We start from the raw sequence: 15,595 nt of genomic DNA, 5'->3' as shown, positions 1-15,595 counted from the left end.
GGCGCCGGCGCTGGCGGCGGCCGGCAGGCGACCATCTTTGTCGCGATCGACCAGACGACAGACCTTGGAGCCATGCGGCTCGTCGCCGCCCGGGCCACGGGGGCCGGTCTGATCCGCGTCGACGGCGTGACGGGCGATGGCAAGATACAGCAGGTTGGCGCTGATGGCTGCGCGGCGATCCAGGCGGTCGATCCCTTGCCGGAGACGGTCACCGTCCGGGCGTCGCTGCCGGAATCCGCCGATGGCGAGGTGCTGTTCGTGAACTGCCCTTTTGTTGCGGAGTTGGGAGGGGCGGAGCTGAATCTGGCGGAGGGGCGCCGGCGCGCGCCGTCAGCCGTCGGGGAGATGTGACATGGCGACATTGACCGCGCCGCGCCGCTGGCCCCAGCAGGGGGGCTATGAAGGGTTGGCTGGTCCTGTGCTGCCCCAGTCACGCAACGGCGCGCTGGACGTGAGCAGCGTTGGCGACGCCGTTCAGGTGCGCGTTCCCCGTTATACCGACTGCCGGATCAGCGACAGCTTTGTTGTGCTCCTGAACGGGACGCCGGCGCCGTTTGTTCCCCCGGCAGGCGATGCGGGTGGGGGCGACATCACCCTGCTGGTTCCGGTTTGGGCTTTCAGCAACGGCCCGCTGGCCGTGCGGTATGGCGCGATGGACGCCGCCGGAAATGGCGCGCTCTCGCCGCCAACGCAGATCATTGTCTCCGGCGCGTCGACAATCTGGCTGCCGCCGCCAGAGTTCCCGGATTTCCCGGCCGGTCTCGCCAGCTTTCAGGCCGTCGCCCTGGCCGGCGGCGTTACGGTGCTGACGCCATGCTCCGGCCTGCGGGAGGGGGATAGCCTGACAGTGGCGTGGGCCGGGTATACCGATCTCTGGGCTCCGGTCCCCGACATGACGCGGGTGCTGTTGTCGCGCGCCGTGACGGCGGCGGATCTGGCGGCTGGCCATATAGAAGCGCGCGCGCAAATGGGCGATGTGCTGCAGGCCGGCGACGGCGGCCGCTGCATCGCCCGTTATTTCATTAGCCGGCCAGGACAACAGTCAGCAAAAGACGCCGCCTGCCCGCATGGCGTCCCCGAAGCACCGGCTGACGCCGGATCTGCGGTAATGGGCGCTTCATGTGCAGGCCTGCTGCTGCTGACGGCCGGGGATCCCTTCATCCTGGTTGGCGCCACGTCGGGCGCGCCGTTCCGCACGTCGGACAGGCCCTGGCTGGCGCCGGCCAACCGGGTTTGGGTGGCGGCGGCGCCGTTTCGCGCCATTGCCCTGTCCGTTGACGCGGGCATCAGGTTCGCCGGCAGCGACAGCGGCGGCCTGACCCTGGTCACCGACGCCGCCGGCCTTGCGACCGCCGATATCTATCAGCAGGGGATCCCCCCACGGATGTCCATTGCACGGTCACGGCCACGGATGAGGCGGGCGCTGCCGGCAGCGCCGCCAGCGTTTTCAAAAGGCTCTACAATATCGATCAGAGCAGATTGATGAGCTACGGCTCGCGCGCAACGGCGATTGCCGGCGCCGGCGCCGGCGACGTTTGCCAGATCAGCGTCGTGTTGCCGCCTGGCGCGATGCAGATCGATGTCGCTGCGAGTGGCTCGGCGCTGGTCAATGGCTATGCCGCCACCGGCCTCAGCCTCACCCACGCCGACAACACCTGCACCATCAGCATTACCAATGACGTGGCTGAAACGTCGGTCATAACGCTTGGGCGTGAGGGGGAGTGCCATGCAAGTTTCGATATACATTTCGAATTGACGCCATTTTCAAACTGAATTTCCAGACGCGATTATTTTTCAATTGCCATTACTTTATTGGAGTATTGATGATGACCCGACGACCAGATGATCCGCCAGCGGACACGGTGACCTGCGCCATCACCCTGCTTCCGGCGAACGCCGAGCAGATTGTCGGAAGCAATATGTCCGTGTCGGGCGCGATCTCGACAGGCAACGACGTCGTGCCGCTGGCTCAGGGAACATTCACGCTTTTCGGCGGCGCGCTTTTCGACGATGGACGGAATACCCGCGATGTCGTTGCCGACGAAACCGGCCAGATTCCCGCGGAATACTTCACCAGCGACAGCGCCGGCTCCGGCACGGTGCGCCTCACGCCAACCGTTCCGGCTGGAACCCCCAGCCAGAAGTCTTTCACATTCATCAAGGGGGCGACGCCGCCGTCGGTGGATCTCGGTGTGGACCGGGACGCGGCGCCAGCGAACGGCTTTACTGAAATCACCGCCACGTCGACGCTGACCCGGGCCGGGCTGCCGGTGACCGATGTGTTCGAGTTGCTGGGCATGAGCGAGGCCCGCTTCGCGGATGATGACAGCGGTCAGACGAGCAAGGAAGTCCCGGTGGATACGTCCGGGCAGGCTGTCGCGCGCATTGTCGATACAACGCCTCAGGCTGGCGTGGTGCGCGCCTCGGCTATGGGCAAATATGCAGGGGCCTCTCCCGCCACGCATGACATCGCATTCACCGCGCCGCCGGGCCTGACGCTGGACCTGAGCCCACGCGAGGTGACCTTCGACGCGGCGCAAAATGGCGCGACGATCTCCATTACCGTCACAGGTGCGGGCAAGGCGGGCGTTGCCGATGCGACGGTGCACCTTGAGGTCAAAGGCGCGGGCGCGTTTTTTGAAACATACATGGCCGACAAGATTACAGTGGTGACCAATGACGAGGGCAGGGCCAGCGTCACCGTGAACGCCTACACATGGAGCAGCGGGCCGGTTTATGGCAGCGTGACCGCGCCCCCTGCCGTGGGAGCCGATCCGGAAACGGCGGAAGACCAGATCCGCTACACCAGCAAGGTTCCGGACAAGCTTACGATTGGTGTCGCAGCCATTGAGTATGCGGAGGATGCGCAACAAACCACGTGGGCAACGGTCAAGAGTGGCGGCGCGATTGGTCTGGGCGGCCCGGCCTCTCTCGCCGACCGGGTGCGGATCAGCGCGCGGTATATGCTGGATGACAAGCCTTGGGACGGCTATGGCGGCATGGTTTTTGCCGTGGATGGCCCATCGCATGCGCTGTTGATGCAGCCATTGACTGACCCGCCCGATCCGCCCGAGAACGCCGCCGGCGGCCTGAAGGGGATGTACAATCAACCGCCAGAAGGCGCGTTTGTCCCCGACAATTCCGCCGACAAGGGCCATACGCCGGCGCAGATGTGGTTGCAGGACGGGTATAAGGAAACTGTCGCGCTGTCGATTACGCCCGGGGCTGGCGCGGAATCTGTCGTCTCCATCGCCCCTGAAGTGGTGTTTGGCCCGGCCTGGGCAGGCGTGACCAAGGTTGAGGTCAACTTTGTGCCCGGCGGCGGCCGGGTCGCCAGCATCTACCAGAATAGCCTGCACCAGGCCGCCATCCAGGTCGTCCTCACCCTCGCGGATGCTTTCGAGACGGTCTTGACGGAGCACAACTACCCGACTGCGGACGAGGTGCTGGCCGCCGTCCAGCTGGTGGATTTTACCACGGGCGGCCCTTACAGCATGACGGAGAAACCCGCGCGCGGCCAGTTCGGCTTCGTCGAGGTCGGCCAGACGTCAAACTGCTTCGACAAGCAGATCCCGGAAATGTCAGGTTTGGCCCCCGCCCGCGCCGCGGCGACGCCGGACGACGGGCAGGTAACCTTTGCCGGCGGCAAAGCGACGATTTACTATTATCTCGTCTTCAATGACCAGGGGGGCGCACGCCTGCCAGGGACGACCGTGGGCGCGGTCGTGAATCCTGGGTATCCCTATGACGGCGGCCAGATTCGCACGTTCACGCACGCAGGCGCAGCTGACAGCGCAAACACCGTCATGATCAGTTCGCACGGAACGGCCGAATACACCCTCAACGATCTGACGCAGTCGGTCGTCCGGCAGGAGGGGCCTTATGAGACCGACGCCGGCCCCCATGTTTATAACGGGAGCGAGGCGGCCGGGAATTGTGTGCGTCGCTGGGGCGCAACTGTCTCTTTCGGGAATTCGCGTTTCGGCAGCGACCTGTTCGGCGCATTCCTGCCATCGTCGTCCATGCTCGGGCCAGACGACGATCACGGCGCCCGCAGCACGGATGGTAGCGTTTTTTACGACATCAAGCGCGGCGCGTTTCAGACCAGGGCGTATTTTTGGCAGGACAATAACTATCTTGTTTCAGATGAAGACTACGACAACGACGCCATGGATCGCGGCGTCAGCATAACCGCGCCGGCGAAGACGCAGGACATCACGCTTGACGGCGTCGAGACAATGACGCGGGCTTCTGGCCTCACCGGGAAAATCGGCATGACCGTCGCCGCCGGCTTTGGCGATCTGGGCCAATCGGCCGGCACGTGGAAGCCAACGAAGTTCAAGCTCGTTGACCGTTATGGCAATGTAGCCGGCGAATATTATCTCAACATGAATTTGCCGCAGCCGTCTGTCTTGCTGTCCCATATGGATGGCAGCGGGTGGCTGCCGCTCGCCAGCGCGGCGGCGGATAGCGGGCCTGGGACCATCGCCGGCTCCGCAATCACGATTTCACGCGTGGCGACGACCGACGACGAGGGTAAAGACTATGGCAATCAGAAAACAGAACTTGGCCTGACGACGACGCCGTCCTCCGGGCAAAGTTTTGTCGGTGGTCTGCCCGCGACTTTCATCAACCCCGGAACAGGCTGGACCCTGACGCCGGTGAAGGACGGCGCCACGCTCAACAATGAGCAACTGTACCGCATGTCCGGCGTATTTCAGGGCGCGACGAACACGATCACCACCTTCAACTCGAAGGACAACAATGACGATGGCTATCATCTGGTCATCGGCGTCGCCGATGCGGGGAAGGGCGACCATGTCCAGTTGAAACCCAACTGGGCCAACGGGACGTGATGATCTTCGCCGCGAAAAGCGCCGATGCGTCAACGGATGGGACCTACTGGCGATGGTCTGGCGTAACCCAGCAGAAGGACCTGTTCGACGTAATGGTGTTCGGCTACCCGTATGGGCCGCAGCAATCCTTAATGGCGTTATGGAAATTCGACGTGGGCGGACAGTCCAGGGCCGATCCGCCGCCTCCCGGCAATCCATGACGCGCCTTCCATGGGGCGCGGGCCATGCCCGTCAGCGGCGGACCTGGCCCAATCCTGGCTGACGCGCGCGTCGGTCAGGACCGCATCAGACCGTCGCTGGAACGAACGGTTTCCGGCTGGAGGCCAGCCGGAAACATCCATGCCCCGGAGGGCTTTTACAACAGGTCGCGAAGACGCCGGGGCGCCCGCGACCCGCAACGTGCGGCCCGGCGTTGCGCATGTCCCTGCAGGGCAGGTCATGCGTTGCCCAAGCTTCGCAAAACGCCGTGAATTCATCAAAGCGCGATGAATGGGCGCTTCACCTTTTGGTCTTACTTGCCGGCGTTGACGTATTCCTGGATCTTCATCTTGCCGAGCTGCGACATGTGCACCTCGTCCGGACCGTCGGCGATGCGCAGGAAGCGGTTCAGCGTGAAGAAATAGGCCAGCGGGGTGTCGTCGCTGACGCCCATGCCGCCGTGAGCCTGGATGGCGCGGTCGATCACCGTCTGCGCCATCTGCGGCGCGATGATCTTGATGGCGCCGATCAGGTCCTTGGCCACCTTGTTGCCGTAGCGATCCATGTGGTCCGCCGCCTTCAGGGTCAGCAGGCGGGCCATCTCGATCTCGCAATAGGAGCGGGCGACGTCCTGGCGGATCGAACTCTGGTCGGCCAGCTTCCTGCCGAAAGCGACGCGGCTGTCGACGCGGTTGGCCATGATCTCCAGGGCGCGCTGGGCCTGGCCGATCGAGCGCATGCAGTGATGGATGCGGCCCGGACCAAGGCGGCCCTGGGCGATCTCGAAGCCCTTGCCTTCGCCCATGATGATGTTCGACTTCGGAATGCGCACGTTCTCAAGCCGCAGCTCAGCCTCGCCGCCCGGGGAATGCAGGCTGCCGAACACGGTGGTGGTGCGCACGATGTTCACGCCGGGCGTGTCGCGCGGAATGATCACGGTCGACTGCTGCTGGTGACGCGGGTTTTCCGGGTTGGTCTTGCCCATCAGCAACAGCAGCTTGCAGCGCGGGTCCATGATGCCCGAGATCCACCACTTGCGGCCGTTGATGACGTAATCGTCGCCGTCGGCGCGGATTTCCGTCTCGATATTGGTGGCGTCGGAGGAGGCGACCTGCGGCTCGGTCATCAGATAGGCCGAACGGATGTCGCCGTTCAGCAGCGGCGTCAGCCACTGGTCCTTCTGCGCCTTCGTGCCAAACTTGGCCAGCACCTCCATGTTGCCGGTGTCAGGCGCGGCGCAGTTGAACACTTCGGACGACCACGGCACGCGGCCCATGATCTCGGCCAGCGGCGCATACTCCAGGTTGGAGAGGCCGGGGGAGTATTCACCGTATTCGTGCGGCAGGAACAGGTTCCACAGGCCTTCGGCCTTCGCCTTTTCCTTCAGTTCGTCCAGCTTCGGCCAGTGCTTCCAGAGGTTGTCGGGATTGCGCACCCAGGCATGATGGTCATGCTCGTTCGGATAGATGTGCGCGTCCATGAACTTCTCAAGTTTGGCCTTGAGTTCGCGGACCTTCTGGGTGGCTTCGAAATCCATGCTGGGCTCCTGTTGTGCGGCGCGCGATCTGGTCGATCCGGCATGCGCGCCTGCCTGACGTGAACGCCCGCGTCCGGGCCGATGACCCTGCCGGCGGGGCGCCTGCGAAAATTTCGGGGCGCGTTTTTGGGCGCGCTTTCCGGCGATGTGGACGTCGCCGGTGGAAACCGCTCTGGCGCCCGCCCCGCCGCGCTGGCAGATGCGGCGGCGCAGACCTGGTGAAGGGCGCAGCCGTCCGTTCGTCTGATCCAGGGGACAGACGGGGACATGGCGACATCTCTGATATGGGAAGCGCGAGGATGGCTCCGGGACCATGGGTGGGAACGTCGTTCTGTTGCGACATTTCCCGCGCGGCATGGTCCCGGTCGCCGCCGTCCTTGAGACGTTTTCTCCCTGTATGGGCAGATTTATTGCAAGCTTCCGCGACCCCGTCCAATTGGCAATTTTTCCGGAAACAAGCTGTTTTGCTTATGGATCGAGGGCGTTTCTCAGGCGGAAAGCTCGTGTAATATGGCGTCGGGGCAGCGTTGGGCCGCAATGTCGCATAGGTGGCGGTGATGGGTGAGATAGATCACCTGGGCGCGCCCGGCCATTTCCGCAAACAAATCAAGCGTGGCGGCGGCGCGGGCGTCGTCGAAGGTTTCCATCACGTCGTCGGCGACAAACGGCGGCGGCGTCCGGCCGGCGGCGAAATCGTGGAAGGCGGCGATGCGCAGGGCCAGGTAGAGCTGGAACCGGGCGCCTTTTGACAGCTTCTCGACCTCTTTCGGCCGGTTCTCCCGATCGATGGCGACCAGCACCTCGCCTGATGCGCCAGGTTGCGCCGTGAGGCCCGCCCAGGCGCCGCAACTCATCTGGCCAAAGGCTTCGGAGGCGCGGCGCAACAGGGAGCTGCGGTGGCTGTCGCGCCAGGCCGACAGCGCCTGCTCGGTGGCGGCGACGCCGAGGCGCAGCTTAAGATAATCGCGGGCCTTCCCGTCGATCTCCAGCAGCACCGTCTGGCGGCGGGTTTCCAGCTGCGCCGCCGCGGCGTCGGAGCCGATGTCCGCGATGGCTTTCTCCAGCCGGCGGCGCTCGGCGTGCAGTTCCAGCACATGGGCGTGAGCGGCGTCGATCTCCGCCTCCAGCGTGGCGGCGTCGGCCTGCAGGGCGCCGCGATCGGCGTCCGCCAGCTGGCGATCGGCGTCGGCGATGGTCGCCGCGCCGGTGTGTTGCAGGATTTGCTGCTCCAGCTCGCCAATCTGCGCCAGCGCCTCACGGCGCTTCTGCGTCGCCGCGAGGGCGCGTTGCGCTTCCGTCAGCGTTTCGACGCGCAAGTGACCGGTGATGCGGGTGGCCTCCGCCTCCAGCAGCGCCGCCTGCTGGGCAAGCTGTTGCAGGCGTTCGCGCACCTCGGCCTGTTCGTTCTGGATGTCCTGGCGGCGGCGTCGCGCCTCGCCCGCCGCCGCCGCCCGGGCCTGCAGGCGTTGGTAGAGCGCCAGCGCGCCGCCCGCATCGTCCGCCGTCTCATCGACCGCCGCATGCCGCCGCGCCAGCGACAGCACCGCGTCAGCGAACAGCTGCCGGTCCCGTTCCATCTTGCCGACGCGGCTGGCCAGATCCTGGCGTTTCGCCAGCGTCGCCTCTAGCTGCGGCAATACATCGAGCGCCGCCCGCACCTGCGCCGGCGCTGGCAAGGGACGCAAAGCGCCCAACCAGCAGGCGGCGCAGGCTTCGGCCCATTCCGCCGACCAGGCGCCGGCGGCGGCTTCCACCCGCTCCAGCGCCCGTTTGCGGTTCTGGCTTTCCCGCGCTGTCCGCCGCTGCTCATCGCGCTGGCGCCGGCTGGCGTCAGCAGCGCTGCGCAGCCGGTCCGCCGCGGCGACCAGGTTGGCCAGGCTATCGCTGCCGTCAACAATGCCGGCTGGGGCGAGCAAGGCGTGCAACTCGGCCATGGCCTCATTCTGCAGCGCCGTAGTTTCGGCCAGTTGCTGCTGCTTCGCCAGCAGCGGCTCCCATGTCTCCAGGGCGTGCTGGCGCCGTTGCAGCCAGTCGGCCAGGGCGTCCGGCGCATCAAACGCCGCCAGCTCCGGCGACAGCGCGCCGGCGAGCCCCCGGGTCTGCTGGCGCAATTCACCGATCCGGCTTTCCGCCGCGACGAGCCGGGTCTCCAGTTGCGCCAGGCGTTGTTCGATCTGCGCCTGCTGCTGCCGTAGCTGCACGGCCTGCAACAGCTCTTTCTGGCGGGTAAGGCGGGTTTCGGCCACCATGTCGTCGTGACGCATGGCCGCCTCGAAGGCCCCGGCGCTGGCCGCGTCCAGAGCCAGCAGGTGCGCCGCCCACGCCTGCTCGCGCCGGGCGCGGGCCTGCGTCACGCCAGTTTCGTCCACCGCGCCGGTGATCCGCGCCAGGCCGGCCAGCTGGGCCAACGTCTTGTCCAGATCGGCCCGCTGGCCCTCGATGGTCTGGCCAAGGTGGTCGCGGGCGCGCAGCGCGTCGGCAAGTTCGCGCTCCAGCGCCTCCAGCATGGAGGCCGCCGGCGTCGCCATGGCCGCAAGCGCCCTGGCGTCGCCGCGCCATGGCGCCAGAAGTTGCAGGCGCTGGTCGAGCCGGGCGCTGGCGTCGGCGACATCGCGCCGCAACGCCGCCAGACGCCGGTCGAATCCGGACTGCCGGGCATGGTCGGCGGCGACCGCGAGCCGGGCCAGCCATTCCCCGTCCAGGGTCAAAGCCGTGTCCGCCATGACCTCAGGCAGATCCCCAAGGCTGGCTTCCGCCTGCTCCAGCGCGGCCTGCGCGTCGGCGTATTCGCGATGGGCGTCCTGAAACTGGGCGTCGATTACTGCCCGGCGGTCGATCAGCTCGCGGAAGGTGAGAACCAGGCGTCCCGGCAACAGCAGGGCGGCGGCGTCATCATCGGCCGGCCGCTCCAGTTGCCGCAGCAGCGTCTTCGCGTCGAGGGCGCTGGTTTCCAGATCATGACGCCGGTTGGGAAGGCTGCGCGACACCGAGACATATTGCGCGTGCGGCTCGTCGAGCGCCGGCAGTTCCGCGCCCAGCCGCAAGCCGGCGTCATCCAGCGGGATGGCCGCGAGGCGCTGCGCCAGCTCTTCCTCACGCTGGCGCTGCGCGCGCAGGCTTTCCTGCACCCTGGCCTGTTCGACAATCAGTTCGCCCACCCGGTCAGCCCAGGCCGCCGGCGCATCGGGATGTTCTGGCAGCTCGGCCAGCCTGGCGCGCTGCGCCGCCAGCCGGGGGGCCAGATCCAGGGCCGCCAGCACGCCGCGAATGTCGTCGCTCCGGCGCCGCAGCTGCCCCTGATTCCTGCTGGCCGCCTCGTAGCTGGCGAGACAGCGCTCCAGTTCGGTCCGCAGCGTCGCATGGCGCGAGGCGATGACATCGATCGCGTCGCGCTGCTGGCGCAGTTCGGCCAGTTCGCTCTTCAGTCTGCCCAGTTCGGTATTGCGGCCACGCGGCTTCCAGAAGGCGTCGGCCCGGGCGCGCAGGTCGCCAAGCGCCCCAGAGAGCGCGCCAAGCCCGGCGCTGGCGGAAAACAGCATCTCGCCGAGCTGGCCCTTGCTGGCGATGGCCTCCTTGCCGCCCGCCTCCAGCGCGTCGGCGTCGAGCGAGAACATGTTGGCGTAGGCGGCGCGGCCAAGGCCGCCCATGGCCTCGGCCAGCGCATCGTCAGGCACCGGGTTGCCGTCGGCGTCGAGCAGGCTGTTTCTGGCCCGCTTCACCCGCACATAGTCACGCACGCCATCGGCCAGCGCCAGCCGCGCGCCCACGCGCATCAGCTCATAGCCATGCTGGAAGGCATAGGGTGTGTTCGGCGCCATGCCGTAAAGCAGATCGAGCCAGGCGTTCAGCGCCGTGGTTTTGCCAGCTTCGTTGGGGCCGAGCACGATGTGCAGGTCGGGCTTGCCCGGGCGGGCCGGGCCGAAATCCAGCGTCTGGTCAGTGAACCTGCCGTAGCGTGTGAGGTCGAGCCGTTCGATGCGCATCAGGCGTCCTGTTCCGCAGCGTCCGCCTGCAGGCAGGCGAGGGCGTCGGCGGCGCCCTCACGCGCCAGCGTTGCGATCAGTTCGTCGCGCTCCGCGTCGTTCGCGGGATCGAAGGCGTCGCGCAATTCTGGCGGCAACTGGCCGACCATATCGGAGAGCGCCGTGCGCGCGGCGACCGCGAAGGCTTCGGATGGCAGCACCCGCTCGCTGATGAGCCGCTCCAGTTCATGGGTCGGATCGGCGTCGGAGGCCATGGCGACGGGCGCGACGTCGCGGAGATCAGCGCCGATTTCCACCCTGTCGATGAAGCAGTTGTCCAGCCGCTGCGCCGCGGCCATCGCTTCGGCAAGCAGTCGGTCGGCGTCGCGTCGCGCCCAGCCGGCCATGGCGGTTGCGCCGCCCAGCCGCAACCGCGCCACCAGATGCTGGCTGCCAACGCCCTGGCGCAGCGTCGCAAGGCTCTTGTGCAGCCGCTCCGCCACCTCCGCCCGCGACTGCGCGCCGCCGAGATCGACCTCGGCCCGGGCGAACTCGGCAATGCTGGTCAGGCGCTCTTCCATGGCGACGGTTCGCGCGTCGTCAATCGAAACCAGGGTGACCGAGCGGGGCCCCGCTTCATTGATGTCGCGCCCCTGCGGGTTGCCCGGCATGACGATGGCGCAACGGCCTGGGTAGACTGCGCGCTTGTGAAGATGGCCGAGGGCCCAATAGTCAAAGCCGCTGCCGTCCAGATCGGCGATGGAGCAGGGCGCATAGACGTCATGGCCCTCGGCCCCGCCGAGGCTGGTGTGCATCACGCCGATATTGATCGCGCCGGCCACCGGCGGCCTGAACTTCGGCAGCAGCGATTCCGGCGCATGTGGCCGGGCGAAGCTGAGACCGTGGATGAACACCGGCGTGGCGCCGGCCGGTCGCGGCGCCTCGATCGCCTGGGCATGGCCGCCGAACAGCGTGACATTCGGCGGAAAGCTCAGTTCCCGGGTAATCCGCGAGGCGGCGTCGTGATTGCCGCGAATGATGTAGACCCGCACGCTGGCCTCTTCGAGCCGGCGCATCTGGCCGGCCAGAAACAGCGCGGTTTTCATGGAAGTCTGGTCGCCGTCATACAGGTCGCCGGCGATGATCAGCGCGTCGACCCGCTCCTCAACGCAAATATCGACGATGCGCGCCAGCGCTTCACGGGTGGCGTCGGCGATCAGCCGGCCGACCCCGGCGTCGCGCAGCGCCAGCGTGCGCAGGGGCGAATCCAGATGGATGTCGGCGGCATGCACGAAGCGAAACGCCAATCCCCGTCTCCTCTCGGGCTACCTGGAAACCAGAACGCGCTGCATCAGGGCGTGATGCAGCGCGTCATGTCGTGTTGAGCAAATGCCGGCCCCGGTGTCCAGAGCAAAGGCCGGGGCGCTTCCTTGAGGCAAGGCAACGACCGCCTTGTGGGGAACCGCCCTAGCGTCCCTCGTGCGCCCGTCGCACCAGATACTGGCCATAGCCGCTTTTGCCGAGTTCCTGTCCCAGTCGTTCAAGCTGACCGGCGTCGATGAAGCCCTGCTCGAACGCGACCTCTTCGGGGCAGGCGATGCGCTGGCCCTGGCGCTTTTCCAGGGTGCGGACGAAGTTGGCGGCGTCCACCAGGCTGTCATGGGTGCCGGTGTCGAGCCAGGCGAAGCCGCGACCCATCTGCTGCACGTTGAGCTTGCCGCGCTCGAGATAAGCGCGGTTGACGTCGGTGATCTCCAGCTCGCCGCGCGGCGACGGCTTCAGGTTGGCGGCGATGTCGACCACGTCGCGATCGTAGAAGTACAGGCCGGTCACCGCCCAATGCGATCGCGGTTTCTCTGGCTTTTCCTCGATGCTGAGCGCGCGGCCGGCCTTGTCGAACTCAACGATGCCGTAGCGTTCCGGATCCATGACGTTATAGGCGAACACGGTCGCGCCTTCGCGCTGGGCCCGGGCGTCGGCCAGCAGATCGGTCAGGCCATGGCCGTAGAAAATATTGTCGCCGAGGATCAGCGCCGAATTGTCGTCGCGAACAAAATCCGCGCCAATAATATAGGCCTGCGCCAGCCCGTCGGGGCTTGGCTGTTCGGCGTAGGAGAACTCAACGCCCCAACGCGCGCCGTCGCCCAGCAGGCGCTGGAACTGCGGCAGGTCATGCGGCGTGGAGATGATGAGGATTTCACGGATGCCCGCCAGCATCAGCACGCTGAGCGGATAGTAGATCATCGGCTTGTCATAAACCGGCATCAGTTGTTTGGAGGTAACCAGAGTCAGCGGATGCAGGCGTGTGCCGGAGCCGCCGGCCAGAATGATGCCCTTCATAAATTACCGAATCCCGATGCGTGTAGCTCCTGATCGCCTGGACAATGGGCAAAACGCTTCCAGTTAGCAAGTAGAAGCAACAGGGAAGGCGGCGGCTGGTTCAGCAAGGCGGGCATCACGCGGATGTGAATTTTGCAGCGCATCCGTCCGGCACATCACAGCCTGGTGCAACTGTCAGTGGCGGATGCCTGCGCCGGAGCGGCCAGGCCTGCTGCCTCAGGTGTGGGCCAGCAGATACAGCGCGCCAACCAGCGGGGCGACAATGCCAACCAGAAAAGGCAACAGATTCTTGGCCATGACACGCATTCCGCCTGGGTTTGGTCTGGCTGGGAGCGCTGCGGCTAACCCATCCGCCTGTCATTAATCATTTGTTTACCCTGCTATAAAGCGAAAAAGCAGGCTGTGTGTTCCCACACAATCTGCGTGGTTAACGGGGGACCGACAGGTGCTTGCGGTTCAGGCGCGGACAATACGGTCGCGGTTGGCGATGACGCCGGCGGTGGCGTTGCGCGTATCGATCACCACCGGCACGCTTGCGGTCAGGGTTTCATAGTCGACGCCATCGTGATCGGTCGCCACCAGCGCCGCATCAAAGCCGGCCAGCGTCTGCGCCGACCAGACGATGGAGGCGCGGCCGGCCAGCGGCGCATGCTCGCGGGTCATGGGAATCACCGGCACGAACGGATCGTAGAACGCCACCTCGGCGCCCCGGCGCTCCAGCTCTTCCAGCAGCACGAACGCGGGGCTTTCCCGCGTGTCGTCGACGTTCTTCTTGTAAGCCACGCCGAGCAGCAGGATGCGCGCGCCATTGAGGCTACGCTGCAGGCGCGCGCTCAGGACGTCTGTCAGCCGCTCGATAACCCGATGCGGGGCGGCGGTGTTGATCTCGCCAGCCAGCTCGATAAAGCGCGTCGGCACGCCAAATTCGCGCGCTTTCCAGGTGAGATAGAACGGATCAATCGGCACGCAATGGCCGCCGAGCCCAGGGCCGGGATAGAACGGCATGTAACCGAACGGCTTCGATTTCGCCGCCTCGATCACCTCCCAGACGTCGATGCCCATGCGCTCGTAAATCAGCTTCAGTTCGTTGACGAGCGCAATGTTGACCGAACGGAAGATATTCTCCGTCAGCTTCACGGCCTCGGCGGTGCGGGCGTCGCGCACCGGCACGACGCGGGCGACGATGGCGCCGTAAAGCCGCTGCAGCAGGTCGCGCGTCAGATCGTCGTCGGCCCCGGTCACCCGTGGAATCGTCGACGTGCCGAAGCTGGCGTTGCCAGGATCCTCCCGCTCGGGGGAGTAGCCAAGGAAAAAATCAGCGCCAGCCCTGAGGCCCGAGGCCTCCAGCTCCGGCCTGAGCACTTCGTTGGTGGTGCCGGGCCAGGTGGTGGACTCCAGCACGACAAGCTGGCCTGGCCGCAGCACCGCGGCGATCTGCCGGCCGGTCGCCACGATGAACGACAGGTCTGGCTCGCGATAACGCGACAGGGGCGTCGGCACGCAGACGAGGATCGCGTCCGCTTCGGCCAGCCGGGCAGGATCTCCGGTCGCCACGAAGCGTCCGCTCGCGGCCATGGCGGCGACGCGCTCTCCGGCCACGCTGCTGAGGTGGCTCTGTCCGGCGTTGAGGCCCGTCACCTTGGCCGGATCAATATCGAAACCGGTGACCTGAAAGCCGGCGGCGGCGGCGGCGATGGCAAGCGGCAGACCCACATAGCCCATGCCGATGATGGCGATGACCGCTTCCCGGCTGTCGAGCCGCGCGCCCAGTTGCGCCGCCAGCGTGGCGGTGTCTCCGGCCGGTTGGCCAGCGGCGGCGGATGGCGCTTCGCCTGACGTGTGACGCACGGGAAAGCCTCCAGAAACGGGCGCCGGATGCGCGGCGCCGGTCAGGCGTGTTTCAGATCCGGCGGCGCATCACGCCGGCCGGTCGAAGAACGGGTATATCCGCTGTTTACGGCGTCGCAACGGGACTTTCTGCAACGGGGCTGTCCGCCTCTGGCGCGCCCATGGGCCGTCCCACGCTCCAGTAGTGCAGACCCGCCCCGGCCACGTCTTCGGGCGGATAGATATTGCGCAGGTCGATCAGGGCCGGACGACGCAGTCGGCTGCGCAGTTCATTGAGGTCGAGGGCGCGAAACGCGTCCCATTCCGTCACGATGACGAGGGCGTCGGCGCCGGCGGCGCAGGCGTAAGGATCGGCGGCGTAGTCGACGTCGCGCAGAACCTGTTTCGCCTGCTCAACGCCTTCCGGATCGTACGCGGCGATGCTGGCGCCGGCGGCCTGCAATTCATTGATGATGACGATCGACGGCGCATCGCGCATGTCGTCGGTGTTGGGTTTGAAGGTCAGGCCGAGGATGGCGATGCGCTTGCCGGCGACGTCGCCACCGCAGGCGGCGATGACGCGGGCGGCCATGTTGCGCTTGCGCGCGTCATTGATGGCCACCGTGGTCTCCACCAGCCGCACCGGGCTGCCGTAATCCTGGGCGGTCTTGACCAGGGCCAGGGTGTCCTTGGGGAAGCACGAGCCGCCATAGCCTGGGCCGGCGTGCAGGAATTTGGCGCCGATGCGTTTGTCGAGGCCGATGCCCCGCGCCACTTCCTGCACATTGGCGCCCACCTGTTCGCACAGATCAGCCATTTCGTTGATGAAGGTCACCTTCATCGCCAGAAAGGCGTTGGCGGCGTATTTCGTCAGC

General features: G+C 66.2%; 11 protein-coding genes. 5 read left to right on the top strand and 6 right to left on the bottom strand.

All coding sequences use genetic code 11. From position 1 onward, the window contains the following. The 5 genes from IE243_RS20330 to IE243_RS20310 all read left to right on the top strand — a co-directional run. Positions 1–351, top strand: a 351-nt coding sequence (locus tag IE243_RS20330) for a hypothetical protein (protein WP_191321158.1), incomplete at its 5' end; no start/stop codon positions are given. 1 nt (position 352) lies between these two features. Further along, positions 353–1,483: a hypothetical protein gene (locus IE243_RS20325; RefSeq protein ID WP_191321157.1), complete on the top strand. Its 1,131-nt coding sequence runs from the start codon at positions 353–355 to the stop codon at positions 1,481–1,483. After that, positions 1,483–1,773, top strand: coding sequence for a hypothetical protein (locus IE243_RS20320; protein WP_191321156.1), 291 nt, complete (start codon positions 1,483–1,485; stop codon positions 1,771–1,773). Before IE243_RS20325 ends, IE243_RS20320 begins: the two co-directional genes overlap by 1 nt. 50 nt (positions 1,774–1,823) lie before the next feature. Further along, positions 1,824–4,856: a hypothetical protein gene (locus tag IE243_RS20315; RefSeq protein ID WP_191321155.1), complete on the top strand. Its 3,033-nt coding sequence runs from the start codon at positions 1,824–1,826 to the stop codon at positions 4,854–4,856. Continuing rightward, the gene (locus tag IE243_RS20310; RefSeq protein ID WP_210319923.1) at positions 4,856–5,056 is read left to right on the top strand and encodes a hypothetical protein; all 201 of its coding nucleotides are present in this window, start codon (positions 4,856–4,858) and stop codon (positions 5,054–5,056) included. Before IE243_RS20315 ends, IE243_RS20310 begins: the two co-directional genes overlap by 1 nt. Positions 5,057–5,367: 311 nt before the next feature. Here the strand turns inward: IE243_RS20310 and IE243_RS20305 are convergent, their stop codons facing one another. The 6 genes from IE243_RS20305 to IE243_RS20280 all read right to left on the bottom strand — a co-directional run. Beyond that, positions 5,368–6,591: an acyl-CoA dehydrogenase family protein gene (locus IE243_RS20305; protein WP_191321153.1), complete on the bottom strand. Its 1,224-nt coding sequence runs from the start codon at positions 6,589–6,591 to the stop codon at positions 5,368–5,370. Positions 6,592–7,079: 488 nt separating this feature from the next. Beyond that, positions 7,080–10,574 (bottom strand): AAA family ATPase, encoded by a 3,495-nt coding sequence (locus tag IE243_RS20300; protein ID WP_191321152.1) that lies wholly within the window; start codon positions 10,572–10,574, stop codon positions 7,080–7,082. Then, positions 10,574–11,860, bottom strand: coding sequence for a metallophosphoesterase family protein (locus IE243_RS20295; protein WP_191321151.1), 1,287 nt, complete (start codon positions 11,858–11,860; stop codon positions 10,574–10,576). The genes IE243_RS20300 and IE243_RS20295 overlap by 1 nt, the downstream gene beginning before the upstream one ends. Positions 11,861–12,020: 160 nt before the next feature. Then, positions 12,021–12,893, bottom strand: a complete 873-nt coding sequence (gene rfbA, locus IE243_RS20290; RefSeq protein WP_191321150.1) for a glucose-1-phosphate thymidylyltransferase RfbA — start codon at positions 12,891–12,893, stop codon at positions 12,021–12,023. A gap of 456 nt (positions 12,894–13,349) precedes the next feature. Then, positions 13,350–14,675: a nucleotide sugar dehydrogenase gene (locus IE243_RS20285; protein ID WP_244643280.1), complete on the bottom strand. Its 1,326-nt coding sequence runs from the start codon at positions 14,673–14,675 to the stop codon at positions 13,350–13,352. A 172-nt stretch (positions 14,676–14,847) separates the two neighbouring features. Next, a partial coding sequence (locus IE243_RS20280; RefSeq protein WP_191321149.1) for a UDP-glucose dehydrogenase family protein occupies positions 14,848–15,595 on the bottom strand: 748 nt, incomplete at its 5' end.

It is taken from the genome of Camelimonas fluminis, assembly GCF_014656355.1.
In the GTDB taxonomy this organism is placed as follows: Bacteria; Pseudomonadota; Alphaproteobacteria; order Rhizobiales; family Beijerinckiaceae; genus Camelimonas; species Camelimonas fluminis.
Note: the sequence above shows the minus strand (reverse complement) of the source record. Positions and strands in the feature narration are given on the sequence as shown.

Bases quoted from the DNA above. Each gene is read 5' to 3' on its own strand.
- IE243_RS20325 (WP_191321157.1), top strand. From the start codon at position 353: ATGGCGACATTGACCGCGCCGCGCCGCTGGCCCCAGCAGGGGGGCTAT.
- IE243_RS20320 (WP_191321156.1), top strand. From the start codon at position 1,483: ATGAGCTACGGCTCGCGCGCAACGGCGATTGCCGGCGCCGGCGCCGGC.
- IE243_RS20315 (WP_191321155.1), top strand. From the start codon at position 1,824: ATGATGACCCGACGACCAGATGATCCGCCAGCGGACACGGTGACCTGC.
- IE243_RS20310 (WP_210319923.1), top strand. From the start codon at position 4,856: ATGATCTTCGCCGCGAAAAGCGCCGATGCGTCAACGGATGGGACCTAC.
- IE243_RS20305 (WP_191321153.1), bottom strand. From the start codon at position 6,591: ATGGATTTCGAAGCCACCCAGAAGGTCCGCGAACTCAAGGCCAAACTT.
- IE243_RS20300 (WP_191321152.1), bottom strand. From the start codon at position 10,574: ATGCGCATCGAACGGCTCGACCTCACACGCTACGGCAGGTTCACTGAC.
- rfbA (WP_191321150.1), bottom strand. From the start codon at position 12,893: ATGAAGGGCATCATTCTGGCCGGCGGCTCCGGCACACGCCTGCATCCG.